We start from the raw sequence: 24,011 nt of genomic DNA on the forward strand, positions 1-24,011 counted from the left end.
TCTCGCATACATGAACATGAATATGAAATTAACAACGCTTTTCGCGGCGGCACTCGCAATAGTTGGTTTTTGTAACACCGCCTCTGCCGTCACGTACCCGCTGCCTACCGATGGCAGCCGTTTGATTGGCCAAAACCAGGTCATCACGATTCCTGAAGGCAACACCCAACCGCTGGAATATTTTGCGGCAGAGTATCAGATGGGGCTGTCTAACATGCTGGAAGCTAACCCGGGCGTGGATACCTTCCTGCCGAAAGGCGGTACCGTGCTGAACATCCCTCAGCAGTTGATCCTGCCGGATACCGTGCATGAAGGTATTGTGATTAACAGCGCTGAAATGCGTCTGTACTACTACCCGAAAGGCACTAACACCGTCATTGTTCTGCCGATCGGTATCGGTCAGTTGGGCAAAGACACGCCAATCAACTGGACCACCAAAGTAGAACGTAAAAAAGCGGGTCCAACCTGGACGCCTACGGCGAAAATGCATGCGGAATACCGCGCAGCGGGCGAACCGCTGCCAGCCGTTGTTCCGGCAGGTCCGGATAACCCGATGGGTCTGTACGCGCTGTATATCGGTCGCCTGTACGCTATCCACGGCACCAATGCTAACTTCGGCGTCGGCTTACGCGTCAGCCATGGTTGCGTGCGTCTGCGTAACGACGACATCAAGTTCCTGTTTGAAAATGTGCCGGTCGGCACCCGCGTACAGTTTATCGATGAGCCGGTAAAAGCCACTACCGAACCAGACGGCAGCCGTTACATTGAGGTACACAACCCACTGTCTACCACTGAAGCACAGTTCGAAGGCGGGGAAATCGTACCAATTACGCTGAATAAGAGCATTACCAGCATCACCGGTCAGCCTGACGTCGATCAGGCCGTCGTTGAGCAGGCGGTACAGAACCGTTCTGGTATGCCGGTTCGTCTGAACTAAGCACATATCTGATACGAAAAAGGCGGATGAATCATCCGCCTTTTTTATTGTCTCTGCGCCGCTATGACAGCATCAGCAACAAACCATACCCCACCAGCGCCGCCCATATCAGCATCGGCATCGAATACCAATGAAAACGCCACCAGATCCGGCGGTCGTTTGCCATGCGCAAAGCAATAAGATTCGCCAGCGAACCCGGCAACAGCCCAAAGCCGCCCACATTGACCGCCCAGGCCAGCAATAGCGTCGGCGGGACGTAGTTCAGCAGCAAAATTGTACTGGGAACATTACTGATAAACTGCGACAGGCCAATGGCCGTCAACCACAGCCCCGGCGCTGAAAGCGTGCCAATCTGGTGGGTGATCCCCTGCAAGGCCGGGAGTTGCGTCAGCAAGTGCACATCAATAAACATCGCCATAAACACTAACAGCAACGTCCAGTCAACGCTGAGGATCACGCGGCGAGCCAGCACCATGAACCCTGCAGCGACAATTGCCAGCCCCCACAGCTCTTGTTTTAACTCCAACGCCGCCAGGAAGACGATATACAATGCCAGACAGCTCCACACCAGACGCGGTTGCCAGTCAGGCGCGGACGTACCGGTGTGATAATGCAATGCTTTATTCGGGAAACTGAACCAGCACAGCACCACCAGCGTCAGCATCATGGCCCCCGCAAGCGGCGCCATTTGCCAGGTAAATGCGGCAAATGACAAGCCAGAGCGCCCCCACATCAGAATGTTTTGCGGGTTACCTATTGGCGTGAGCAACGATCCGGCGTTAACCGCCAGCGCCTCAAAGATAATCAGGCGATTCACCGGAATAGCGCATAATTTTTTCAGGGTGATCGTCAGCGGAACAACAATAAACAACGCCACATCATTGGTCAGAAACGTCGACAGCAGCGCCGCCGCCAGCACCATAAATATTCCCACCTGGCGTTCTGTGTTGAAGCGGCGGGTCATTTTTCGCCCTAACACATCAAAATAGCCGCTGAGCTCGACCCCTTTGGTCAGTAACATCAGGCCGCTAAGCGTAATAATCGTGTGCCAGTCAATGGCACCTGGCCACAGCCGGGGCGCAAATGGCGTGAACAGGCTCAGTGCAACCCCGACGATGATTAACAGCTGGAAAAAGCGATCGCGCTGCAAGGCGCGTAGTAAAGGGAAACTCATTCAGAGCCTGTTCCTTGCTGTTGCGTAAACCGGCTAAAAGCCTCCAGCGTTTCCTTACTGACGTGATGCTCCATTCCTTCCGCGTCACGACGGGCAATTTCCGGGCTGATGCCTAAAATCAACAGGAAATTCTCTACGATCTGATGACGCTCCCGACTCTCCTGAGCCAGCCGTTCTCCTTCTGCGGTTAAAAACACGCCCCGCCAGGGGATCATTTCAATCAACCCGACGGAAGCCAGGCGCTTAAGCATTTTGGCAACCGTCGGCTGGGAAACCCCAAGCCGCGCGGCCATATCAACCTGGCGCGCCTCCCCCACCTCAATAATGAGATCGGAAATCAGCTCTACGTAGTCATCAATCAGCTCGCGGCGATGCGCCTCCCGAACCTGACGAAACCCTTCAACGTGTTCTTCGACATTCACCAATTGCGTCACTTTTTTTGTTGTTGGCGTACCTGCGCGACGACTCATTCTGCTTCCTCGTTACTGTGACGCGTTAACGGCATCTGATTAGAGAAGGCTCATTGTAAACCAGAGTTGCGTGGGCACAAAAAATTAACGTTTTAGCAATAGCTATATAATATAGCCTGTGCTATATCTGTATATAATAAAGACATCCCTCACGGACTGATGGGATCGTGAAGTCAGGAGGTTTATATGAATGAATTTAAGAGGTGTATACGCGTGTTTAGCCACTCTCCCTTTAAAGTACGGTTAATGCTGATCTCTATGCTGTGCGACATGATTAACAGCAAACCAGAGCAGGATAAACCTTCAGAAAAATAATGCGGCGTTGCGGTACGCCGCTTCTTTTTCCTGCGGTCACCCGAATACAGCGATCGTTTTTGTGCCAATAACCCTTCTTTTTGTCAGTTTTGCCACGTCCCTCGCAAAACAATTTCTTTGTAGTAGTTGACCTTCTCTTGCACACACTCTATCTTTTCGCAGCCCTGCGTATATTGCGGCTCGCGGATGCGGACCCTATCCCTCTTCTCGCTCTCTCAGGCAGGCAATGACCCTTAGCGCCAGGGTAAGCACATGGCGTTTTTGTAACAGTGGCATATGAATTTAACCCTCAAAGATTCAATCATTGCTCGCAGCCGGGCGATTAGTCCGTGGACTGGCCTCTATTTCTTACAGTCTCTGCTGATCAATCTTGCGCTGGGCTATCCGCTTAGCCTGCTCTATAGCGTTGCTTTCACCTGTATATTAATGCTGATGTGGCGCAGTGCGCCGCGCGCGCAGAAAGCGCTGATTGGCATTTGCTCGCTGATTGCGGCAATGTATTTTCCGTTCGGCCAGGCATACGGTTCGCCGAACTTCAACACGCTACTGGCCCTACACTCTACCAATATGGAAGAGTCCACCGAAATTCTGACCATCTTCCCGTGGTACAGCTATCTGGTTGGCATGTTTATTTTCGCCCTTGGTGTTATCGCCGTACGTCGTAAAAAAGATGAACAAAAGCGCGGCTGGAATAAGTTCGACAGCGTTTGTTTGTTATTCAGCATTGTCGCGTTCTTTGTTAACCCGGTGCAAAACCTGGCCTGGGGTGGCGTGTTCAAGCTGAAAGATACCGGCTATCCGGTTTTCCGATTTGCCAAGGACGTGATCGTCAATAACAACGAAGTGCTCGACGAGCAGGAGCGTATGGCGAAGCTGTCGAGCGTCAAAGACAGCTGGACGGTAACCGCCGTGAAGCCGAAGTATCACACCTACGTGGTGGTGATCGGCGAAAGCGCCCGCCGCGATGCGTTAGGCGCGTTTGGCGGCCACTGGGATAACACCCCGTTTGCCAGCTCGGTTAACGGCTATATCTTCGCGGATTACATTGCCGCCAGTGGTTCTACGCAAAAATCACTCGGCTTAACCCTGAATCGGGTAGTTGATAATAAGCCCCAGTTCCAGGACAACTTTGTTACTCTGGCCAACCGCGCAGGATTCCAGACGTGGTGGTTTTCCAATCAGGGACAGATTGGTGAATACGATACGGCTATTGCCAGTATTGCGAAGCGAGCAGATGAAGTTCAGTTCCTCAAAAACGGTGATTTCGAAGCAGACAAAAACACCCGCGACGAAGCGCTGTTGAAGATGACCGCCCAGGTGCTGGCAACCGAGCGCACGCAGCCGCAGCTGATCGTACTGCATTTAATGGGCTCGCATCCGCAGGCCTGCGACCGTACGCAAGGAAAATACGAAACTTTTGTCCAGTCAAAAGAGACCTCCTGTTACCTGTACACCATGACGCAGACGGATGACCTGCTGCGCCAGCTTTACGAACAGTTACGTAACAGCGGCAATAGCTTCTCGATGGTCTATTTCTCCGATCATGGCCTCGCCTTTAAAGAGCGTGGAAAAGAGGTGCAGTACCTGGCGCATGACGATCAGTTCCAGCAGAATTTCCAGGTGCCTTTCATGGTGCTGTCGAGCGATGATAAAGCGCATCAGGTGATTAAAGCCCGTCGCTCAGCGAATGATTTCTTGAGCTTTTTCTCGCAGTGGACGGGGATCAGCGCAAAAGAAATTACCAACAGCTACCGCTTTATCTCAGAGAAAAAGGCCGGTCCGGTGTATATCACCAACTTTAAGCTGCAGAAGGTGGATTACAACCACCTTGGTACCGACATCTTCGAGACCAAATCTCGCTAACAGCTCAAATTGCAGGCAAAAAAAATCCGCCCCGAGAGGCGGATTTTTTATATCACCGAAGTGATTAGAAGCGGTAACCCACGCCAGCGATCCAGGTGCCAACGTCAACGCTACGAATACGGCTCTGCTCGTAGGAGAAGTCCAGAGCAACGTTTTCGATCGGGTTGAACTGCAGACCAGCACCGTAGGAGAAACCGTAGTCACTGGTGGTGTGGTTGTCAGCCGGGGATGCTGCGTTCTGGAATTTACCGTAACCAACACCCACTACGCCGTAAATGCTCGCCCAGTCGTTCAGACGGTAAGCCGGGCCAGCAGTGATGCCGTAGTACTGGGTTTTGTTGTAGTCGCCAGAAGCATCGGTACGATCTTTTTCAGTGTAAGTGAAGGAACCGATAACACCCAGCGGGTTGTTGTCCTGCTCGTAACGATACTTCAGGTTAAAACCGTTCATTTTGTTCGCTGCGCCCTGAGCATCGCTCTGAGCGTAACCACCGGTAACGGTAGAAGTAGCAGCTACAGCAGTACCTGCGGAGAAAGCCAGAACAGCGGCCAGTGCTGAAAGACATGCAATTTTTTTCATAACCACCTCAAATGTGCTTCAAGTAAATCTTAAGTTTTAAATATACCAAAAATTAATGGGAAACTCTTTGCGATTAGCGATGTCTAACGGGGTCTTTCATGTAACAGAACATTTCAGAAACCCGCTATCTCTTTCAATTAACATCACTTTTCTAACGTAAACTGCCATTATTGCGCGCACAATATGGCACATTCATCCAGATTATTCCTAATCACACAGATTATTAATCCATCACTTTCATCCCATTGTACGGAACTGAGCAATTTTTTTTTCAACGAATACTCAACCACATGAGTGTATTTCCATTACACTCGCTGTTTTACTTCTATTGACATATTTAGACAGGAGAAAGGATGCCGGGGTCGTTACGTAAAGCGCCAGTCTGGTTGCCTATTTTGGTTTTGCTGATTGCTATGTCCTCCATTCAAAGTGGAGCATCTCTGGCAAAATCGCTGTTCCCTCTCGTTGGCGCACCGGGGGTGACTGCACTGCGCCTTGCACTGGGCACCCTCATCCTTATCGCCTTCTTTAAACCCTGGCGTTTACGATTCGCCAAAGAGCAACGTCTTCCTCTATTGTTTTACGGCCTGTCGCTGGGCGGGATGAACTACCTCTTCTACCTGTCAATTCAGACCGTACCGCTGGGAATTGCCGTGGCGCTGGAGTTCACCGGCCCGCTCGCGGTAGCGCTATTTTCATCCCGACGTCCGGTGGATTTCATTTGGGTTGCACTGGCTGTACTCGGACTGTGGTTCCTGCTGCCATTAGGTCAGGACGTTTCTCACGTCGATTTAACCGGTGCTGCGCTGGCGCTGGGGGCTGGTGCCTGCTGGGCAATCTATATTCTTACCGGGCAACGTGCCGGCGCGGAACACGGCCCGGCTACCGTTGCGGTAGGGTCATTAATTGCGGCGTTGATTTTTGTCCCTATCGGTGTGCTCCAGGCCGGCGATGCCCTGTGGCACTGGTCCATTCTGCCATTAGGCCTGGCCGTTGCGGTCCTCTCTACTGCGCTTCCCTATTCGCTGGAGATGATTGCGCTGACGCGACTGCCAACGCGTACTTTTGGGACGTTGATGAGCATGGAACCGGCGCTGGCGGCGGTTTCCGGAATGATCTTCCTCGGTGAAACGCTGACACTAATTCAGACGCTTGCGCTGGGCGCCATTATTGTCGCATCGATGGGTTCTACGCTCACTATTCGCAAAGAACCACAAATAAAACAAGTTGACGTAAATTAACCCCTTAATATTCTGCATGGTTTGCATAATCATGCAGAATATCCAATTGTAAATTTGCGTAATAATTATTCTAATAAATAGATTTTTCTCATTCGCATATTTGATTCATTTTTTACATTAACATAAAAATAACATCATCCCATCAAAAACCACCATAAGATACTGATTTTATCAACTATTTTATATTCATCGTCTCTTCACTATTAAAGTAATAGGTAACACCGGGAAGATAAATCCAAATTTAGCGCTATACTTATTTTCGTTGAAGAGTTGGGACATAAACATCAAGAGGATATGAAAATATGAGTACCGCAAAATTGGTAAAAACAAAAGCATCTGCCCTCCTTTATACCCGCAACGATGTGACAGACAGCGAAAAGAAAGCGACTGTTGAGCTGCTGAATCAGCAAGTGATCCAATTCATCGACCTGTCGTTGATCACCAAACAGGCCCACTGGAATATGCGCGGCGCGAACTTCATTGCCGTACATGAAATGCTGGATGGTTTCCGTACTGCCCTGATCGATCACCTCGACACGATGGCTGAACGAGCCGTACAGCTAGGTGGTGTGGCATTGGGTACAACTCAGGTTATTAACAGCAAAACGCCTCTGAAAAGCTATCCACTGGATATCCATAGCGTACAGGATCACCTGAAAGAACTGGCTGACCGCTATGCCGTCGTCGCTAACAGCGTCCGTAAAGCCATTGGCGAAGCAAAAGACGAAGATACCGCAGATATCTTCACCGCCGCTTCACGCGACCTCGACAAATTCCTGTGGTTTATCGAAGCCAACATTGAATAACAACAGACATAAGAATTACCTATATAACCCTCGCCCCGGCGGGGGTTTTGCACATCTATGGTGCACAGCATTGATCATTCACCCCTTCAAAGTAAATTATTTGTAATAATCACTTCACACAATCGTTAACGAAAGATTGTTTTATCAACATTTTTTACGCTAAATAGTGATACCGTTTGCACCGTGCCAGGTACGCACCAAATGAGTGCCCCAAAACAGTGCAGATCGCCTTCTTTGCCCTATTCATTGTGCAGAAAAACAAGACACCCTCTTGTTAAAACAATGAGTTGCAAAATTGGCACGATTATTTCATTAAGCCATATGTTCTCGCAGGGGATCGCCCCGTGGATATAAAAGGAAATCCTATGAAGTCTGTATTAAAAGTTTCACTGGCTGCACTTACCCTGGCTTTTGCGGTGTCCTCCCATGCCGCAGATAAGAAACTGGTTGTCGCAACCGACACTGCGTTTGTACCGTTTGAATTCAAGCAGGGTGACAAATACGTTGGTTTTGATGTGGATCTGTGGGCTGCCGTGGCCAAAGAACTGAAGCTGGATTATGAACTGAAACCAATGGATTTCAGTGGCATCATCCCGGCTCTGCAAACCAAAAATATCGACCTGGCACTGGCGGGTATCACCATCACTGATGAGCGTAAAAAAGCGATCGACTTCTCTGACGGCTACTATAAAAGCGGTCTGTTGGTGATGGTCAAAGCAAATAATAACGACGTGAAAAGCGTGAAAGATCTCGATGGTAAAGTTGTCGCAGTGAAGAGCGGCACCGGTTCCGTTGATTACGCGAAAGCTAACATCAAAACTAAAGACCTGCGTCAGTTCCCGAACATCGATAACGCGTATATGGAACTGGGCACCAACCGCGCAGACGCCGTGCTGCACGACACGCCAAACATTCTTTACTTCATTAAAACCGCGGGTAACGGCCAGTTCAAAGCCGTAGGTGAGTCCCTTGAAGCTCAGCAGTACGGTATCGCCTTCCCGAAAGGTAGCGATGAACTGCGCGAGAAAGTGAACGGCGCGCTGAAAACGCTGAAAGAAAACGGCACGTACAACGAAATCTACAAAAAATGGTTCGGTACTGAGCCTAAATAACAAGAACGTTCTGTAACGCCCGGTAGCGCCAGCGCCGCCGGGTCTGCAATTTTGAGTCATCATGTTATGGCTCATTGTTTTTCTCACCACGGTAACAGGAACGACATATGCAGTTTGACTGGAGTGCCATCTGGCCCGCCATCCCGCTTTTGATTGAAGGCGCCAAAATGACCCTGTGGATCTCGGTCCTCGGTCTGGCTGGCGGTCTGGTAATCGGACTTGCAGCAGGGTTTGCGCGCACCTTCGGCGGTTGGATAGCCAACCACGTAGCGCTGGTGTTTATCGAAGTTATTCGCGGTACGCCAATCGTTGTGCAGGTGATGTTTATTTACTTCGCCCTGCCAATGGCATTTAACGATTTACGCATTGACCCCTTTAGCGCCGCCGTTGTCACCATCATGATCAACTCCGGGGCCTATATTGCGGAAATCACCCGCGGCGCGGTGCTCTCAATCCATAAAGGCTTCAGCGAGGCAGGGTTGGCGCTTGGGCTTTCACGCACAGAGACCATCCGCCACGTAATTTTACCTCTCGCACTGCGTCGTATGCTGCCGCCGCTGGGCAACCAGTGGATCATCAGCATTAAAGATACCTCGCTGTTTATTGTCATTGGCGTCGCCGAACTGACCCGTCAGGGCCAGGAAATCATTGCCGGTAACTTCCGCGCACTGGAAATCTGGAGCGCCGTTGCGGTGTTCTATCTGATCATTACGCTGGTGCTGAGCTTCATTCTGCGTCGTCTGGAAAGAAGGATGAAAATCCTGTGATTGAATTTAAAAACGTTTCTAAGCACTTTGGTCCAACCCAGGTGCTGCACAATATTGATCTGAACATTGAACAGGGTGAAGTGGTGGTCATTATCGGACCCTCCGGATCCGGTAAATCTACCCTGCTGCGCTGCATTAACAAACTGGAAGAGATAACCTCTGGCGATCTGATCGTCGACGGTCTGAAAGTGAACGATCCGAAGGTAGACGAGCGGTTAATCCGCCAGGAAGCCGGGATGGTGTTTCAACAGTTCTATCTGTTCCCGCATCTGACGGCGCTGGAAAACGTCATGTTCGGGCCGCAGCGCGTACGCGGGGCGAATAAAGAACAGGCCGAGAAACTGGCGAAAGAACTGCTGGCGAAAGTGGGACTGGCCGAGCGCGCCCACCACTACCCTTCTGAGCTGTCCGGCGGTCAACAACAGCGTGTGGCTATCGCCCGTGCGCTGGCGGTGAAGCCGAAAATGATGTTGTTTGATGAGCCAACCTCAGCGCTGGATCCGGAACTGCGCCACGAAGTTCTGAAAGTAATGCAGGATCTCGCGGAAGAAGGGATGACCATGGTGATTGTGACCCACGAAATCGGTTTTGCCGAAAAAGTGGCTTCACGCCTGATTTTCATTGATAAGGGCCGTATTGCCGAGGACGGTAATCCGCAGGCCCTGATTGAAAATCCGCCCAGCCAACGCTTACAGGAATTCTTGCAGCACGTTTCCTGATAGCTCTGCCTCCCTTCATCCGAAGGGAGGTTTTTCACCAGAATCCTCTCATTTCAATTCTCTCCCGCCCTGACATCTATACTTATCCTTTTGAATTTATTTTCTCATGGGAGGAGTCATGCGCGGGATCCTGTTCATCATTGTTTGTCTGTTGAGTCTTCCGACCCTGGCGGTGACGATTCCTGGCGTTACCACGCCAACGTCAACCAACGCGCAAACCACACCGGCGAAAGAGCCGGATATTGAACAGAAAAAAGCGGCTTACGGCGCACTGGCCGATGTGCTGGAAAATGACGCCTCGCGTCAGGAGCTGATCGGCCAGTTACGCAAAGTGGCCACTGCCCCTCCTGCGCAGCCGGTGCCGACCATTGTCCCGCCCACGCTAACGGAGGAAAAAACGGTACTGGAAAACGTCACGAATGTCACCCGCCACTACGGTGAAGCCCTCTCCAGCCGCTTTGCCCAGCTTTATCGCAATATTACCGATGCCCCGCACAAAACCTTTAACTCGCAAACGTTCACCAATGCCCTGACGCATTTTTTAATGCTGGCGGTGTCGGTGTTCGGTTTTTTCTGGTTGGTTCGTCTGTGCGCGCTGCCGCTGTATCGCAAAATGGGACAATGGGCACGGCGCAAAAACCGCGAGCGCAGCAACTGGCTCCAGCTTCCGGCGATGATCGTTGGCGCATTCGTTATCGATTTGCTTCTGCTGGCGCTGACATTGTTTGTCGGGCAGATACTGAGCGACAAAATGAACGCCGGCAGTCGCACGATCGCTTTTCAGCAAAGTTTGTTTCTCAATGCTTTCGCCCTGATTGAGTTCTTCAAGGCCATTTTGCGCCTGATATTTTGCCCTACGGTGGCCGAGCTGCGCCCGTTTAACATTCCGGATGCTGGCGCGCGCTACTGGAATCGCCGATTGAGTTCATTGAGCAGCCTGATTGGCTACGGGCTTATTGTTGCCGTACCCATTATCTCGAATCAGGTCAACGTGCAGGTCGGCGCGATGGCAAACGTCATCATCATGTTGTGTATCACACTATGGGCGCTGTACCTGATTTTCAGAAACAAGAAAGAAATTACTCAGCATTTGTTGAATCTGGCGGAAAGATCCCTCGCTTTTTTCAGTCTGTTTATTCGCGCTTTTGCGTTGGTATGGCATTGGCTGGCCAGCGCCTACTTCATTGTGCTGTTTTTCTTCTCGCTGTTTGATCCAGGCAACAGCCTGAAATTCATGATGGGTGCCACGCTGCGCAGCTTGGTGATCGTCGGGATCGCCGCGTTTGTTTCCGGTATGCTTTCCCGCTGGATAGCCAAAACCATTACTCTTTCACCACATACCCAGCGCAGCTATCCGGAACTCCAAAAGCGGCTGAATGGTTGGTTGTCGACGGCGTTAAGCGTCGCCAGGATCCTGACGGTGTGTGTCGCGGTCATGCTGCTACTGAATGCCTGGGGACTGTTCGACTTCTGGAACTGGCTGCATTACGGCGCAGGAGAAAAAACGGTGGATATCCTGATCCGTATCGCGCTGATTTTATTCTTCTCCGCCATCGGTTGGACGATTCTCGCCAGCCTGATTGAAAATCGTCTGGCTTCCGATATTCACGGCCGCCCGCTACCCAGCGCGCGTACCCGCACCCTGTTGACGTTGTTTCGCAACGCGCTGGCGGTGATCATCAGCACGATCACCATCATGATTGTGCTGTCAGAAATTGGCGTCAATATCGCCCCCTTACTGGCTGGGGCCGGGGCGTTGGGGTTGGCGATCTCTTTTGGTTCGCAAACGCTGGTAAAAGATATTATTACCGGGATCTTTATTCAGTTCGAAAATGGCATGAACACCGGCGACCTGGTTACCATCGGTCCTCTCACCGGTACGGTAGAACGGATGTCTATCCGCTCTGTGGGCGTGCGTCAGGACACCGGGGCGTACCATATCATTCCCTGGTCATCGATAACGACCTTCGCCAACTTTGTGCGTGGAATAGGATCGGTCGTCGCCAATTACGATGTAGACCGCCATGAGGATGCGGATAAAGCGAATCAGGCGTTGAAAGACGCGGTTGCTGCGGTGATGGAAAAAGAAGACATCCGTGGGCTTATTATCGGCGAGCCGTCGTTTGCGGGGATTGTAGGGTTAACCAATACGGCCTTCACGCTGCGGGTTTCGTTTACCACCTTGCCGCTGAAGCAGTGGACGGTACGTTTTGCGCTCGACAGCCAGGTGAAGAAATACTTCGATCTGGCGAACATACGCGCGCCGGTACAGACATATCAGGTCTTGCCTGCACCGGTGCATGGCCCAACGCCTGCGGCAAGCGAACCGCTGCCGCCAGCCGAGCCAACGCTTTAACGTTGACGCGCCATAAAACGGCGACGCTGATCGTTATCCATAAAGGTCCAGGCAATAAAGCGGCTCTGCTTTTGCCCCTGGGCCATCTCTTTCTTGACCACTTTCACCGCGCCCGCGTCCGTCAACGCGTGATACAGCGGAGGCAAATTCTCGCCGCGCGAAACCAGCGTGGTGAACCACATCACCTGGCGACCAAAGGCCTGGCTTTCAGCGATCATTTTTTTAATGAACGCCACTTCACCGCCTTCACACCACAGCTCCTGCTGCTGTCCGCCAAAGTTCAGCGCATCATCTTTATCTTGCCCCAGATTACGACGTTTACGCTCGCTTCCTGCGCGGGCTGAGGCCGCAGAATCATGGAATGGCGGGTTACACAATGTGGCTTCATACTGCTCATTTTTGTGAATGATACCGTTGAAGATTGCCGTAGCATCTTTCTGGCGACGCAGACGAATAGCACGGGTTAACCCCGGATTGCCGTTTACGATCGCCTGAGCGCTGTTAAACGCTTCGCTACTGGTCTCACTGCCCGTGAATCGCCAGCCGTATTCGTGCACGCCGATCAACGGATAAATACAGTTTGCCCCTACGCCGATGTCCAGGATGCTCGCATTTGCCGGAATGGTGCCGTTGGTTTCCCCCAACAGGTCGGCCAGGTGGTGAATGTAATCAGCGCGGCCAGGAACAGGAGGACACAAAAAACCGTCTGGAATATCCCAGTTTTTCACCGCATAAAAATGCGCCAACAGTGACTTATTGAGCGCCTTGACGGCTTGCGGATTGGCGAAATCAACACTCTGCTCACCGCCTGGCGTGAGGGTGAGAAATTGCGTCAGCTCTGGGGTAACCTGGCATAAAGTCGCAAGATCATAACGGCCATTGTGGCGATTGCGTGGGTGTAATCCCGGTTTCTGGGGGGGCATAGCATTCTCCTTTTAACAGCGGCGTAAGATACCCGCATAACGTCACGGGGTAAACACGCACTTCGTGGAAATTTGATTTTTTTATGCCTGCTTCATACCGATTTCTTTGTTCAAAAAACAGACGGTTCATCATCGATTTTTTGCGGTAAATGTCATCTGCTGGCGACCTAAACTTATCAGGCACACCTGTTGTTTTTCAGAGGATATCACCATGAAGAAATGCCTCACATTACTTGCCGCTACCGTACTGGCCGGCATGACCTTTGCGTCATTTGCTGCACAGCCCTACACCAGCCCAGCCACCGGTCAGTTACACGCTTCCGGCACAGTATCTGCTACCGGTGCAACTAACCTGAGCGATCTCGAAGACAAGCTGGCAGAAAAAGCGAAAGAACAAGGCGCAAAAGGCTTTGTTGTTAACTCTGCGGGAGGTAAAAACCAGATGTACGGTACCGCAACTATTTATAAGTAGCCCCCACCTCATCCCAACTGCATTCGACCCGAATGCAGTTTTTTGCGCTCTCATCACGCCACACACAGCTCAAATCGTAATCATCATGTTGGAATTTTGAATCCAATGTAAATAAATGTATTTATTTTTGAATTAATGAATGCTAAAACTCCTCACTGATTAGGAATGATTATCAAAATCATTATCAATTACACATTCATTTTCGCGAGACCTGCAGGGTACAACATCCACAGAGATGTCCCTTCGCGTGAATGAAACCGTCTACTCAAAAATAATAAGTCACTTATTAACATGGATAAAAATCGCAACTTGCCGTCCAGTAGTTTTCATTCACTGACTTTTTTTGCTGGTCTGTGCATTGGCCTGTCTCCGGTAGCCCAGGCTGTCGCTGCAGGCGATCAGGATAAAAAACAAGAAGATACATTGGTCGTTGAAGCGACCAAACCTTCGCTGTATGCCCCTGGGCAGTCTGCCGACCCTAAATTCTCCCGCCCGGTAGCGGATACCACCCGCACCATGACGGTGATTTCTGAACAAGTGATTAAGGATCAAGGCGCAACAAATCTGACCGATGCGCTGAAAAACGTACCGGGCGTTGGCGCGTTTTTCGCTGGCGAAAACGGCAATTCCACTACCGGTGATGCGGTTTATATGCGTGGTGCGGATACCTCAAACAGTATTTATATCGACGGTATTCGTGATATTGGCAGCGTCACGCGCGATACCTTCAATACCGAACAGGTCGAAGTGATCAAAGGCCCTTCCGGCACCGACTATGGGCGTAGCGCACCGACAGGTTCCATCAATATGATCAGTAAACAGCCGCGCACCGACTCCGGGATCGATGCGTCGGCCAGCGTCGGCAGCGCCTGGTTCCGCCGTGGTACGCTGGACATTAACCAGGCTATCGGCGACACCACCGCCGCACGTTTAAATCTGATGGGCGAAAAAACACATGATGCCGGTCGCGACAACGTAAAGAATGAACGTTACGGTGTGGCCCCCTCTCTCGCTTTTGGCTTAGGCACCGAGAACCGACTGTATCTGAACTATCTGCACGTGACTCAGCACAACACGCCGGATGGAGGCATCCCCACTATCGGCCTGCCGGGTTACTCTGCGCCTTCCGCAGGAACGTCTGCACTGAATCATTCAGGAAAAGTCGATACGCATAACTTCTACGGTACCAACTCGGATTACGACGATTCGACGACCGATACCGCGACAATGCGTTTTGAACATGACCTGAGCGACAGCACCACGATTCGCAACACCACCCGCTGGTCGCGTATTAAACAGGATTATCTGATGACGGCGGTGATGGGCGGTGCGTCTAACATTACGCAACCCACCAGCAGCGTCGACACCTGGACATGGTCACGCCTGGCAAATACCAAAGATGTCAGTAACAAAATCCTGACCAACCAGACTAACCTGACCTCAAAATTTTACACCGGATCCATCGGCCACGATATCAGTACCGGTGTGGAACTGGCCCGCGAAACACAAACCAACTATGGTGTAGCCCCGCTCACCCCGCCGCCGGTTAATATTTATCATCCCAACAGCGACGTGAATATCGGCGGATTATCGCGTAGCGGTGCCAACGCCAACGGGCAAACCGACACCTTTGGCGTATACGCTTTTGATACGTTACAAATTACCCGTGAGTTTGAGCTAAACGGCGGTATTCGCCTCGACAATTACCGCACTGAATATGACAGCGCCACCGCTTGCGGCGCTTCCGGCCGTGGTGCAATTGCATGTCCGACAGGCGTCGCCAAAGGTTCTCCGGTTACGACCGTGGATACGGCCAAATCAGGCAATCTGGTGAACTGGAAAGCGGGCGCGCTGTATCACCTGACCGATAAAGGCAACGTCTACATTAACTATGCCGTTTCTCAGCAACCGCCGGGCGGCAGCAACTTTGCCCTTGCGCAGGGAGGAACCGGTAACAGCGCAAACCGTACCGACTTCAAACCACAGAAAGCGAAAACCAGCGAGATCGGCACCAAATGGGAGGTGCTGGATAAGCGCCTGCTGTTAACCGCCGCGATTTTCCGCACAGATATTGAGAATGAAGTAGAGCAGAACGACGACGGAACATATTCCCAGTACGGGGAGAAACGCGTTGAAGGCTACGAACTCTCCGTAGCTGGCAACATCACCCCCGCATGGCAGGTTATTGGAGGATACACCCAGCAACGCGCCACGATCCACAGCGGCAAAAACATTGCTCAGGATGGTTCTTCTTCCCTGCCCTATACGCCAGAACATGCCTTCACGCTGTGGAGCCAGTATCAGGCTACCGATGATATTTCCGTTGGCGCGGGCGCACGCTACGTGGGCAGCATGCATCGCGGTTCGGACGGCGCAGTGGGTACGCCATCTTATACTGAAGGTTACTGGGTCGCCGACGCCAGGCTGGGTTATCGCGTGAATCGCAATCTCGATTTCCAGCTGAACGTCTATAACCTGTTCGACACCGATTATGTATCCTCCATCAACAAGAGCGGATACCGTTACCATCCGGGCGAGCCAAGAACCTTCCTGCTCACCGCCAATATGCATTTCTGATCCATCTCGTGGGGCGAAAGCCCCACTTTCAGGAGAAACACTGATGATGTACCACATTCCCGGCGTTCTGTCGGCGCAGGATGTCGCCTGGTTTCGCGAACAACTGGACGCTGCCGACTGGATTGATGGCCGAGCAACCACCGGCGCCCAGGGCGCGCAGGTAAAAAACAACCAGCAGGTGGATACGCAAAGCGAGCGTTACGGCGTTTTGCAACAAGCGGTACAAACTGCGGTGAATAACAGCCCGCTTTTCTTCGCCGCAGCATTACCGAAAACGCTCTCCACACCGCTGTTTAATCGCTACCAGGACCATGAAACCTACGGTTTTCACGTTGACGGCGCGGTACGTAGTCATCCGGAAAACGGCTGGATGCGCACAGACCTTTCCGCCACCTTATTCCTCAGTAATCCCGACGATTATGCGGGAGGAGAACTGCTGGTCAATGATACCTACGGCCAGCACGCGGTAAAACTTCCAGCGGGCGATCTGGTGCTTTACCCTTCCAGCAGCTTGCACTGCGTTACGCCGGTAACCCGTGGGGTTCGTGTGGCATCCTTTATGTGGATCCAGTCGATGATCCGAGATGACAAAAATCGCGCCATGCTTTTTGAACTGGATAAAAACATTCAGTCCCTGAAGGCGCGTCATGGGGAAAGTAGCGAGATCCTGTCGTTACTCAATCTCTACCATAACCTGCTGCGCGAATGGTCTGAAATCTGATACCGCTGATGCGTGGTCGTTTTTCGCCCATCACATTCGCTATACTTATTCTGTAGACATCAGCAGGAGGTACATATGGCATCCGGATGGGCAAATGACGACGCAGTTAACGAACAGATCAACAATACTATTGAAGATGCTGTTGCCCGCGCCCGTGGTGAGTTACCGACGGGGGAAAGTCTGTATGAATGCGAAGAATGCGGCAATCCTATCCCACAGGCCAGGCGTGAGGCAGTACCTGGCGTACGCTTGTGCATCACATGCCAACAGGATAAAGATTCACATAATGCAGCATTTTCAGGATATAATCGCAGAGGTTCGAAAGATAGCCAGCTACGTTGACTCATCTTTACCAAAAGTTTCAGCGCATACGATTTCCTTTACGAGCACGCTTTTTTGCATTCTGTGTGGCAAAATGTGCCGTTGTTGGTTTCTCTGTAAAGCGTAGTGACAAGAACTGTAAATCCCTCATCTGAATTTATTAATATTCAATAAGTTATTTGTCATTCAATTTTTTTGATTGATGTCGTCAATTCTATTCGATTTTCTCTCGCCAAAAAAAACGTGATACTTATCACATCGACGAAACAACGTCTTCTTAACAGAACACTAACTAACAGAACAAACCTGCGAGAGATTAATCATGAAAAACATTAAATATGCTGTTGCTGCTATCGCCCTGTCTACCCTGTCATTTGGCGTTTTCGCTGCCGAGCCGGTTTCCTCCACTCAGGCACAAAGCATGAATAAAATTGGTGTAGTTTCTGCTGATGGGGCCACCACACTGGATGGCCTGGAAGCCAAACTGGCTGAGAAAGCGGCTGCTGCTGGTGCATCTGGTTACAGCATCACTTCCGCTGTCGGTAAAGACAAAATGAGCGGCACCGCGGTTATCTATAAATAACCGAAAGATTACCTGTACGACCCAATGCTCCAACCCTCATTGACCCTGTTTGTTACCCTTTGTTTGCCCGTCCGCCACTGGACGGGCTTTTTTTTGCTTAGTGTTCCAGTCGTTGACGGAATTCCTGCAACACGGCGTCTGGCATGCCTATTTGCAGTGCCGCCTCACAAATCGCTTGCCAGCTTCCGGCATCCAGCGGAATACCGTGTTCCAGCCGTTCCTCGCGAGTATTCACCTCCCACTCCCCAGGCAACAGGATCGGGGCATCTTCAGCATGCGGGGACGCTTTCACCCATTCGGCAAATGCCGCAACCTGGTTGTCACAGTCCGGCGCGCTAAATAGTTCCGGATTCATAATAATAGTGGTCATACAGTTGATGATGGCGTCCGGGCTGGTCTGCAGGCTCTCTTCATGTGTGGTTTTACCCCCTGAAAGCGCACCACCCATAATTTCACACATCGCGGCCAGCGCATAACCTTTGTGTTGGGCAAACGTGAGCAACGATCCCAGCGGAGAAACCTGCATTACCGCAGGATCGGTTGTAGGCACCCCGTTTGTATCAATCAGGCATCCCGGAGCCACCGGCTCCCCCTTGTGCCATGCCACACGGGTTTTGCCAAACGCGATGGCACTGGTTGCATAGTCCAGCAACAGCGGGAAGGTATTTTTACGCGGAAAAACAACGCAGAAGGGGTTAGTGCCAAAACGACTATCACGGCCATGAAACGGTGCAACCATCGGGATCCCGACCACACTCACAAAATGCACTGAGACAAAACCTGCCGCCGCACATTGCTCCGCCCAGTAGCCAATACGTCCAATATGATGCGAATTATGTAATGCCACGGCGGCAATACCGTGCTGACGCGCTTTTTCAATCCCCAGCGTGATGGCTTCATGCGCCGCCACCTGACCAAAGGCACAATCGCCATCAAGCGTAATCACCGCCCCCGCATCTTTAACCACTTTGGCATGACGATTGATCTGCAGATGTCCCTGCGAGAATGAGCGAATATAGCTGGGGATCATGCCGATGCCGTGGGAGTCATGACCGGCGAGGTTAGAGGCTATCAGATGATCGGCCACCAGTCGCGCCTCCTGTTCATTGCTTCCCATCTGCTGAAAAACGGCCTGGGTAAATGCGTGCAGCGTTGGCGCAGGGAAGCGATGTCCACTGTTCATTGTTATCTCCTGTTGTGTCGCGTGTTGATTGTGTTTCTTATTTTTCAACAAACTATGCTGCGCCACGGCGCTCAGGAGGTCAATAAACGTGCAGAAATTTCACGTTGGCGAAAAGAGAGAACCGACAGGCCTGGAAAATGGCCCGTCGGGGGAATAAAAAATCAGAAGTTTTGTTCGACGCGAGCAAGTCCTTCAGCCAGCGTCGCGGATTCACCGGTTGCCACCAGGCAGCAGGCCATCTGGATTTTCAACGATGCCGGAACCGGCTCACTGCCGGCCAGACAACGCTCAATCCAGCGCGCAGTGGTTTCCGGATCTTTTGCCACCGGCAGCGGTACCGGCTCGTCAGGCATCTCGCTCTGTCGGTCCTGTAACACTCTCACACCGGACGAATCGATCAGGCTTATCTGCGGGCAGCGCTGCGGGTTGGCGTACACCTCGCCTTCGGTACCGTGCATCAACAGGCCACGTCCACCGATATCGCTGAAGAATTTTGCCACACGCGAGACGTATTCCGGGTGTGACACGCTGGAAAGACGCAGCGCGGCGTCTTCAGCAAACGGTGTCGCTAATTTGGCCAACGTGTGCGCACTGTTGCGCACCCCCATTCGCCAACGCATCGCCAGCTGTTTTTCCAGCGGAGGACACAGCGCGCTCACCGGGATAAACACCGGCTGATGACCATCCAGCTTTGCCTGTGCCTGCCCGGCATGCCGCGTCGGCGCAATCCCCATCAGCTCGAAAATGGTTTCTGTCAGCACGCGGGTAGGATCCTCGCTGACGCCGTGCACCACCACCGGGAAGCCCAGCTTATGCAGTAAAATCGCCAACAGCGGCGTCAAATTCGCCTGCTTGCGCGCGCCGTTGTAGCTGGGAATGACAATCGGCATGGGTTTGGCAACCGGCGGGGTCAGGCGAAGGGTGTGGTTTTGCATTGCTTCGTAAAAGCCCAGCATCTCCGCTTCGCCTTCGCCTTTAATACGTAGCGCAATCAGTACGCCGCCCATTTCAAGCTCCGGTACGTCGCCGTTCAACATATGGGTATACAGTCCGCGAGCAGTATCCTTATCCAGGTCACGCGCGTGATTTTTTCCTCGCCCAATCTCTTTTATGATTTTGCGGTAATCCATCGATAACTCCTTGCCTGTTGCTCGCATCGTTAACGCCGACGGCGACGCGTAGGTTTCGTTTTTTCTTTTGGTTTTACTATAACGTCTGGCACAGCAGGTTGCTCTATCGGAAATATGGGTAACGCGTTCAGTAAACGCTTGCCATAATTTTTGGTCAATAAACGTTTGTCATAAATAACCACTTCTCCCCAGCAGCCGTGGCTACGAATGAGTCGCCCAACCTGTTGGATCAAATTGAATGACGCCGCAGGCAGGCTTTGAACCTCGAAAGGATAGCGATTCAGGCTTTTCAACCACTCGCCCTCGGTGATCACCACCGGGCTGTCGATCGGCGGAAATGCAATTTTGTGAATATGCACCTGGGTCAGCAGGTCGCCTTTCAAGTCCAGACCTTCAGCAAAAGATTGCAGCCCAACCAGCACGCTGCGCTCGCCGTTGGTCACCCGTTTGCGGTGCAACTCTACCAGTCGATAGCGCGGCTGATCGCCCTGCACCAACAACAGCAGACGCAGATCGGTGACGTGCTCAAGAAAACGCTGCATCGCCCGACCGCTGGCAAACAGCACCAGCATCCCCTGATGCTTTTTGCTTTCCAGCTGTTCGCGGAAATAGGCGGCCATTTCCGCGATATGTTGCTCTTCGTTATCAATTAACGGTTCGTAGCGCATCTGCGGAATGACGATTTTGCCCTGTTCAACGTGATTAAACGGTGAATCCAGCGCGACAAACCGATCCCCTGCTTTTTCCTTCAGCCCACTCATCTCCTGCAAACGCGAGAAGCTGTTGAGCGAGCGCAGCGTTGCGGAAGTGACAATAATATGCGGGACGCTACGCCACAGCAGGCGTTCAAGCTGATCGCTCACACGGATCCCCACGCAGTGGAACCAGACGTGGATTTGCCCGTCACGCACCTCGCGCGTCGCCCATTTACTCACCGGCGCGCCTGACGACTGCGCGATCGATGCCAGCCGCCACAGTTTGCTTTGCGACTCAAACATGCCCAGCGCCCGGTTCATCTGCAAAATAACCCGATGCAGACGCACAACATCGTGCGTGCCAGTTTTTTCGCTGAGATCGTTGAGGAACAGTTCCGCCAGCCCGCGCAGCATTTCCGTAAGCTTTGCCAGACGCTGACAAATCTCCATCACTTCTGCAGGCAGTTCGCCCATCGCAAAGCGGTGTTCCGCCTCCTGAGTAGCGGGCATATACAGATTAAGAATGCTATTAAGCGATGAAATCAGTTCATACAACTCTTCACAGTGAGCGTTCAGACGCTCGGCGTTCGCCAGCGGCGGCGTAGTTTTCGGGCGAAACTGTTCCAGGCAGGTCGCCACTAATTTGCAGAACAGATCCAGCTGGAGCCGATACCAGGGGGCGCTGATTTCTGCGCTCATCTCCAGCGCATCACGCGCGACGTCCGGCAGGTGGTGGCCTTCATCAAGGACCAGCAGCAGATTTTTCGGCTCCGGCAACACAGCTTCGCTTTCCATAGCCGCCATCACCAGCGCGTGGTTGGCCACCACCACTTCAGCCTCCTGAATCTCGCGGCGGGCGACAAAAAAGGGGCACTCACGATAGTAGTGACAGTTACGATTCAGACAGCTGGCTTTATCGGTGCTCAGGCGTTGCCAGAGTCCGTCATCGATGGCGATATCCGTGTGATCGCGCAGCCCGTCCCACTTGTAACTGTCGAGATCGCCTTTTAGCCTGGCGCAGCGCTTTTGTTCTTCCTGGTTATTGGGCGTCAGGTCATCGTCGAGAAAGGCCAGCAGATCCTGCTGATTGGGTTCGGTACTGGCCAGCGCCGCTAAATTACGCGGGCAAACATAGCGTCCGCGACCAAACGCGGCGGTAAAACGTAGGTCAGGGATAATTTTGCGCAACAGCGGTAAATCTTTGCTGTAGATCTGATCCTGCAAAGCAACATTGGCGGTACTGACCACCAGCGTTTTTTGTTCTTCACGCGCGATGGCAATACCGGGGAGCAGGTACGACAGGGTTTTCCCCACTCCGGTCGGCGCTTCAATCGCCAGATGCCGCCCTTCTTCACCTGCCAGCGTTTTCGCGACGTCGGCAATCATCTGCCGTTGCGGCGCACGGGGGATAAAGTCGGGGATCTGTTCCTGAAGCGCCTTATACCAGGCGGCGATTTGCGCTTTTAACGCGGCCGTTAGTGCCATGAGAAAACCTGAAATACTGTATAAACAGCCACTATTGTGGCACTTTCTGGTACGTGTCGCAAAAAGAAAAGCCCGACCTTTCGGCCGGGCTCGCAATTACTGCGCGGAAGACGGTTTGCGCGGACGGCGCGGTGGACGAGGCTTATCGCCCGCCGGTTTGCCTTCGCCGCTACGCGGTTTCGCTTTTGGCGCACCGCCATCCTGACGACGCGGCTGCTGGCCACGCCCGGCTCCACCCTGACCGCGACCGCCACCGCCACGCTGCTGACGACCGTTCTGGATCGGCTCGGCTTTGATGGATGGGTCCGGCTCGTAGCCTGGCGTCGCAATACGCGGGATCTCTTTTTTCAGCAGCTTCTCAATGTCACGCAGCAGCTTGTGTTCATCGACGCACACCAGAGACAGCGCTTCGCCAGTGGCGGCAGCACGACCGGTACGACCAATACGGTGCACATAATCTTCCGGGACGTTTGGCAGCTCGTAGTTCACTACGTGCGGCAACTCTTCAATGTCCAGGCCACGCGCGGCGATATCCGTCGCCACCAGCACGCGAATATCACCGGATTTGAAATCAGCCAGCGCACGTGTACGCGCCCCCTGAGATTTGTTACCGTGGATCGCCGCGCTGCGAATACCGTCTTTATTTAGCTGTTCCGCCAGATGGTTCGCACCGTGTTTGGTACGGGTAAATACCAGCACCTGCTGCCAGTTGCCTTGACCAATCATCTGCGACAACAGTTCACGTTTGCGTTTTTTATCCACGAAATGCACATGCTGAGTCACCTGCTCTGACGCGGTATTACGACGCGCCACTTCAATTTCCAGCGGGTTATGCAGCAGCTTTTCGGCCAGCGATTTAATATCGTCAGAGAACGTTGCAGAGAACAGCAGGTTCTGGCGTTTTGCCGGCAGCTTCGCCAGAACACGACGAATGTCGTGAATGAAGCCCATATCCAGCATGCGGTCAGCTTCATCGAGTACCAGGATCTCAACATGATCCAGTTTCACCGCATTCTGGTGTTCCAGATCGAGCAAACGGCCAGGCGTGGCAATCAGCACATCCACGCCGCCGCGCAGCTTCATCATCTGCGGGTTGATACTAACGCCGCCAAAGACCACCAGCGAGCGGATGTTCAGATACTTACTGTAATCACGTACGTTTTCGCCAATCTGAGCCGCCAGTTCGCGGGTTGGCGTGAGGATCAGCGCACGCACCGGACGACGACTTTTACCATGCGGCTGATGAGTAATCAGGTGCTGCAACAGCGGCAGGGTAAAACCTGCCGTTTTCCCCGTACCGGTCTGGGCGCTGGCCATCAGATCGCGGCCTTCCAGCACGGCAGGGATTGCCTGCTGCTGAATAGGGGTAGGTTCACGGTAACCCTGTTCGGCAACGGCACGTAAAATATCAGGGTTTAAACCAAGGGAATCAAAAGACATAACAACTCCGAACCGCCCTGACCGTTACCGGTGTCGTTTTCAGGGAGATACATACAATAGAGATGACAAAAACCACAATGTCATGAAGGGGCGGAGTGTAGCAGTTTTTGTGATGTGCCGCATAAATTATCCCTGCTGAGG

Annotated in this window: 22 protein-coding genes; 14 read left to right on the forward strand and 8 right to left on the reverse strand. The window is 52.3% G+C overall.

What is annotated here, in order from left to right:
• Window positions 1-16 precede the first annotated feature (16 nt).
• Window positions 17-937, forward strand: coding sequence for a L,D-transpeptidase (gene ldtB, locus NMD08_RS17670; RefSeq protein ID WP_048233825.1), 921 nt, complete (start codon window positions 17-19; stop codon window positions 935-937).
• Between the two features lie 61 nt (window positions 938-998).
• On the opposite strand, the gene NMD08_RS17675 is transcribed toward ldtB, so the two are convergent.
• On the reverse strand, window positions 999-2,111 hold the full coding sequence (locus tag NMD08_RS17675) for an anion transporter (RefSeq protein WP_151219616.1): 1,113 nt from the start codon (window positions 2,109-2,111) through the stop codon (window positions 999-1,001).
• Window positions 2,108-2,581 carry a manganese-binding transcriptional regulator MntR gene (gene mntR / locus NMD08_RS17680; RefSeq protein ID WP_187252747.1) on the reverse strand — a complete coding sequence of 158 codons (474 nt, stop codon included), beginning with the start codon at window positions 2,579-2,581 and terminating at the stop codon, window positions 2,108-2,110. The genes NMD08_RS17675 and mntR overlap by 4 nt, the downstream gene beginning before the upstream one ends.
• A 186-nt stretch (window positions 2,582-2,767) precedes the next feature.
• Between mntR and mntS the strand changes: the two genes are divergently transcribed.
• Together mntS and NMD08_RS17690 are read left to right on the forward strand one after the other, a co-directional pair.
• Window positions 2,768-2,896, forward strand: a complete 129-nt coding sequence (gene mntS, locus NMD08_RS17685) for a manganase accumulation protein MntS (RefSeq protein WP_003831584.1) — start codon at window positions 2,768-2,770, stop codon at window positions 2,894-2,896.
• 276 nt (window positions 2,897-3,172) lie between these two features.
• Window positions 3,173-4,759 carry a phosphoethanolamine transferase gene (locus NMD08_RS17690; protein ID WP_370618686.1) on the forward strand — a complete coding sequence of 529 codons (1,587 nt, stop codon included), beginning with the start codon at window positions 3,173-3,175 and terminating at the stop codon, window positions 4,757-4,759.
• Window positions 4,760-4,823: 64 nt separating this feature from the next.
• On the opposite strand, the gene ompX is transcribed toward NMD08_RS17690, so the two are convergent.
• Window positions 4,824-5,339, reverse strand: a complete 516-nt coding sequence (gene ompX, locus NMD08_RS17695; RefSeq protein WP_003035257.1) for an outer membrane protein OmpX — start codon at window positions 5,337-5,339, stop codon at window positions 4,824-4,826.
• A 353-nt stretch (window positions 5,340-5,692) separates the two neighbouring features.
• Here ompX and rhtA point away from each other — a divergent pair, with 353 nt between their 5' ends.
• From rhtA to ybiO, 6 genes are all read left to right on the forward strand, one after another.
• Window positions 5,693-6,580: a threonine/homoserine exporter RhtA gene (rhtA, locus tag NMD08_RS17700; RefSeq protein ID WP_151219613.1), complete on the forward strand. Its 888-nt coding sequence runs from the start codon at window positions 5,693-5,695 to the stop codon at window positions 6,578-6,580.
• Window positions 6,581-6,882: 302 nt separating this feature from the next.
• Entirely contained in the window at window positions 6,883-7,386 is a 504-nt protein-coding gene (gene dps, locus NMD08_RS17705) for a DNA starvation/stationary phase protection protein Dps (RefSeq protein ID WP_370618688.1), read from the forward strand.
• Window positions 7,387-7,751: 365 nt separating this feature from the next.
• Window positions 7,752-8,498, forward strand: coding sequence for a glutamine ABC transporter substrate-binding protein GlnH (gene glnH / locus NMD08_RS17710; RefSeq protein WP_016152370.1), 747 nt, complete (start codon window positions 7,752-7,754; stop codon window positions 8,496-8,498).
• Window positions 8,499-8,605: 107 nt separating this feature from the next.
• Entirely contained in the window at window positions 8,606-9,265 is a 660-nt protein-coding gene (glnP, locus tag NMD08_RS17715; protein WP_043015695.1) for a glutamine ABC transporter permease GlnP, read from the forward strand.
• Window positions 9,262-9,984 (forward strand): glutamine ABC transporter ATP-binding protein GlnQ, encoded by a 723-nt coding sequence (glnQ, locus tag NMD08_RS17720; RefSeq protein WP_048226011.1) that lies wholly within the window; start codon window positions 9,262-9,264, stop codon window positions 9,982-9,984. Before glnP ends, glnQ begins: the two co-directional genes overlap by 4 nt.
• A 118-nt stretch (window positions 9,985-10,102) precedes the next feature.
• Window positions 10,103-12,340 carry a mechanosensitive channel protein gene (gene ybiO / locus NMD08_RS17725; protein WP_252838041.1) on the forward strand — a complete coding sequence of 746 codons (2,238 nt, stop codon included), beginning with the start codon at window positions 10,103-10,105 and terminating at the stop codon, window positions 12,338-12,340.
• Here the strand turns inward: ybiO and rlmF are convergent.
• On the reverse strand, window positions 12,337-13,263 hold the full coding sequence (gene rlmF, locus NMD08_RS17730; RefSeq protein WP_187252750.1) for a 23S rRNA (adenine(1618)-N(6))-methyltransferase RlmF: 927 nt from the start codon (window positions 13,261-13,263) through the stop codon (window positions 12,337-12,339). The genes ybiO and rlmF overlap by 4 nt on opposite strands.
• 211 nt (window positions 13,264-13,474) lie before the next feature.
• Here rlmF and mcbA point away from each other — a divergent pair, with 211 nt between their 5' ends.
• The 5 genes from mcbA (at window position 13,475) to ybiJ (ending at window position 17,937) form a co-directional block, all read left to right on the forward strand.
• Complete coding sequence (gene mcbA / locus NMD08_RS17735) at window positions 13,475-13,735, forward strand: DUF1471 family periplasmic protein McbA (protein ID WP_151219609.1); 261 nt, start codon at window positions 13,475-13,477, stop codon at window positions 13,733-13,735.
• 291 nt (window positions 13,736-14,026) lie between these two features.
• A complete protein-coding gene (locus tag NMD08_RS17740; RefSeq protein WP_252838040.1) occupies window positions 14,027-16,312 on the forward strand; it encodes a catecholate siderophore receptor Fiu in 2,286 nt (761 codons plus the stop codon).
• Between the two features lie 43 nt (window positions 16,313-16,355).
• Window positions 16,356-17,033, forward strand: coding sequence for a PKHD-type hydroxylase YbiX (gene ybiX / locus NMD08_RS17745; RefSeq protein ID WP_151219607.1), 678 nt, complete (start codon window positions 16,356-16,358; stop codon window positions 17,031-17,033).
• A gap of 75 nt (window positions 17,034-17,108) precedes the next feature.
• Window positions 17,109-17,375 carry a DksA/TraR family C4-type zinc finger protein gene (locus NMD08_RS17750; RefSeq protein ID WP_142417726.1) on the forward strand — a complete coding sequence of 89 codons (267 nt, stop codon included), beginning with the start codon at window positions 17,109-17,111 and terminating at the stop codon, window positions 17,373-17,375.
• Window positions 17,376-17,676: 301 nt separating this feature from the next.
• A complete protein-coding gene (gene ybiJ / locus NMD08_RS17755; protein WP_079936844.1) occupies window positions 17,677-17,937 on the forward strand; it encodes a DUF1471 family protein YbiJ in 261 nt (86 codons plus the stop codon).
• Between the two features lie 97 nt (window positions 17,938-18,034).
• On the opposite strand, the gene NMD08_RS17760 is transcribed toward ybiJ, so the two are convergent.
• The 4 genes from NMD08_RS17760 to rhlE all read right to left on the reverse strand — a co-directional run bounded on the left by NMD08_RS17760 (window position 18,035) and on the right by rhlE (window position 23,870).
• Window positions 18,035-19,120: a malate/lactate/ureidoglycolate dehydrogenase gene (locus tag NMD08_RS17760; RefSeq protein ID WP_187252752.1), complete on the reverse strand. Its 1,086-nt coding sequence runs from the start codon at window positions 19,118-19,120 to the stop codon at window positions 18,035-18,037.
• 161 nt (window positions 19,121-19,281) lie between these two features.
• Window positions 19,282-20,250: a DNA-binding protein YbiB gene (gene ybiB, locus NMD08_RS17765; RefSeq protein ID WP_151224987.1), complete on the reverse strand. Its 969-nt coding sequence runs from the start codon at window positions 20,248-20,250 to the stop codon at window positions 19,282-19,284.
• Window positions 20,251-20,279: 29 nt separating this feature from the next.
• A complete protein-coding gene (gene dinG / locus NMD08_RS17770) occupies window positions 20,280-22,430 on the reverse strand; it encodes an ATP-dependent DNA helicase DinG (RefSeq protein ID WP_286537963.1) in 2,151 nt (716 codons plus the stop codon).
• 96 nt (window positions 22,431-22,526) lie between these two features.
• Window positions 22,527-23,870 carry an ATP-dependent RNA helicase RhlE gene (rhlE, locus tag NMD08_RS17775; protein WP_151219604.1) on the reverse strand — a complete coding sequence of 448 codons (1,344 nt, stop codon included), beginning with the start codon at window positions 23,868-23,870 and terminating at the stop codon, window positions 22,527-22,529.
• Window positions 23,871-24,011: the final 141 nt, after the last annotated feature.

It is taken from the genome of Citrobacter meridianamericanus, from assembly GCF_041320245.1.
Classification (GTDB): Bacteria; Pseudomonadota; Gammaproteobacteria; order Enterobacterales; family Enterobacteriaceae; genus Citrobacter; species Citrobacter meridianamericanus.

Excerpts from the sequence above, each read along its gene's own strand:
- ldtB (WP_048233825.1), top strand. The coding sequence starts at position 17 with ATGAATATGAAATTAACAACGCTTTTCGCGGCGGCACTCGCAATAGTT.
- NMD08_RS17675 (WP_151219616.1), bottom strand. The coding sequence starts at position 2,111 with ATGAGTTTCCCTTTACTACGCGCCTTGCAGCGCGATCGCTTTTTCCAG.
- mntR (WP_187252747.1), bottom strand. The coding sequence starts at position 2,581 with ATGAGTCGTCGCGCAGGTACGCCAACAACAAAAAAAGTGACGCAATTG.
- mntS (WP_003831584.1), top strand. The coding sequence starts at position 2,768 with ATGAATGAATTTAAGAGGTGTATACGCGTGTTTAGCCACTCTCCCTTT.
- NMD08_RS17690 (WP_370618686.1), top strand. The coding sequence starts at position 3,173 with ATGAATTTAACCCTCAAAGATTCAATCATTGCTCGCAGCCGGGCGATT.
- ompX (WP_003035257.1), bottom strand. The coding sequence starts at position 5,339 with ATGAAAAAAATTGCATGTCTTTCAGCACTGGCCGCTGTTCTGGCTTTC.
- rhtA (WP_151219613.1), top strand. The coding sequence starts at position 5,693 with ATGCCGGGGTCGTTACGTAAAGCGCCAGTCTGGTTGCCTATTTTGGTT.
- dps (WP_370618688.1), top strand. The coding sequence starts at position 6,883 with ATGAGTACCGCAAAATTGGTAAAAACAAAAGCATCTGCCCTCCTTTAT.
- glnH (WP_016152370.1), top strand. The coding sequence starts at position 7,752 with ATGAAGTCTGTATTAAAAGTTTCACTGGCTGCACTTACCCTGGCTTTT.
- glnP (WP_043015695.1), top strand. The coding sequence starts at position 8,606 with ATGCAGTTTGACTGGAGTGCCATCTGGCCCGCCATCCCGCTTTTGATT.
- ybiO (WP_252838041.1), top strand. The coding sequence starts at position 10,103 with ATGCGCGGGATCCTGTTCATCATTGTTTGTCTGTTGAGTCTTCCGACC.
- rlmF (WP_187252750.1), bottom strand. The coding sequence starts at position 13,263 with ATGCCCCCCCAGAAACCGGGATTACACCCACGCAATCGCCACAATGGC.
- mcbA (WP_151219609.1), top strand. The coding sequence starts at position 13,475 with ATGAAGAAATGCCTCACATTACTTGCCGCTACCGTACTGGCCGGCATG.
- NMD08_RS17740 (WP_252838040.1), top strand. The coding sequence starts at position 14,027 with ATGGATAAAAATCGCAACTTGCCGTCCAGTAGTTTTCATTCACTGACT.
- ybiX (WP_151219607.1), top strand. The coding sequence starts at position 16,356 with ATGATGTACCACATTCCCGGCGTTCTGTCGGCGCAGGATGTCGCCTGG.
- NMD08_RS17750 (WP_142417726.1), top strand. The coding sequence starts at position 17,109 with ATGGCATCCGGATGGGCAAATGACGACGCAGTTAACGAACAGATCAAC.
- ybiJ (WP_079936844.1), top strand. The coding sequence starts at position 17,677 with ATGAAAAACATTAAATATGCTGTTGCTGCTATCGCCCTGTCTACCCTG.
- NMD08_RS17760 (WP_187252752.1), bottom strand. The coding sequence starts at position 19,120 with ATGAACAGTGGACATCGCTTCCCTGCGCCAACGCTGCACGCATTTACC.
- ybiB (WP_151224987.1), bottom strand. The coding sequence starts at position 20,250 with ATGGATTACCGCAAAATCATAAAAGAGATTGGGCGAGGAAAAAATCAC.
- dinG (WP_286537963.1), bottom strand. The coding sequence starts at position 22,430 with ATGGCACTAACGGCCGCGTTAAAAGCGCAAATCGCCGCCTGGTATAAG.
- rhlE (WP_151219604.1), bottom strand. The coding sequence starts at position 23,870 with ATGTCTTTTGATTCCCTTGGTTTAAACCCTGATATTTTACGTGCCGTT.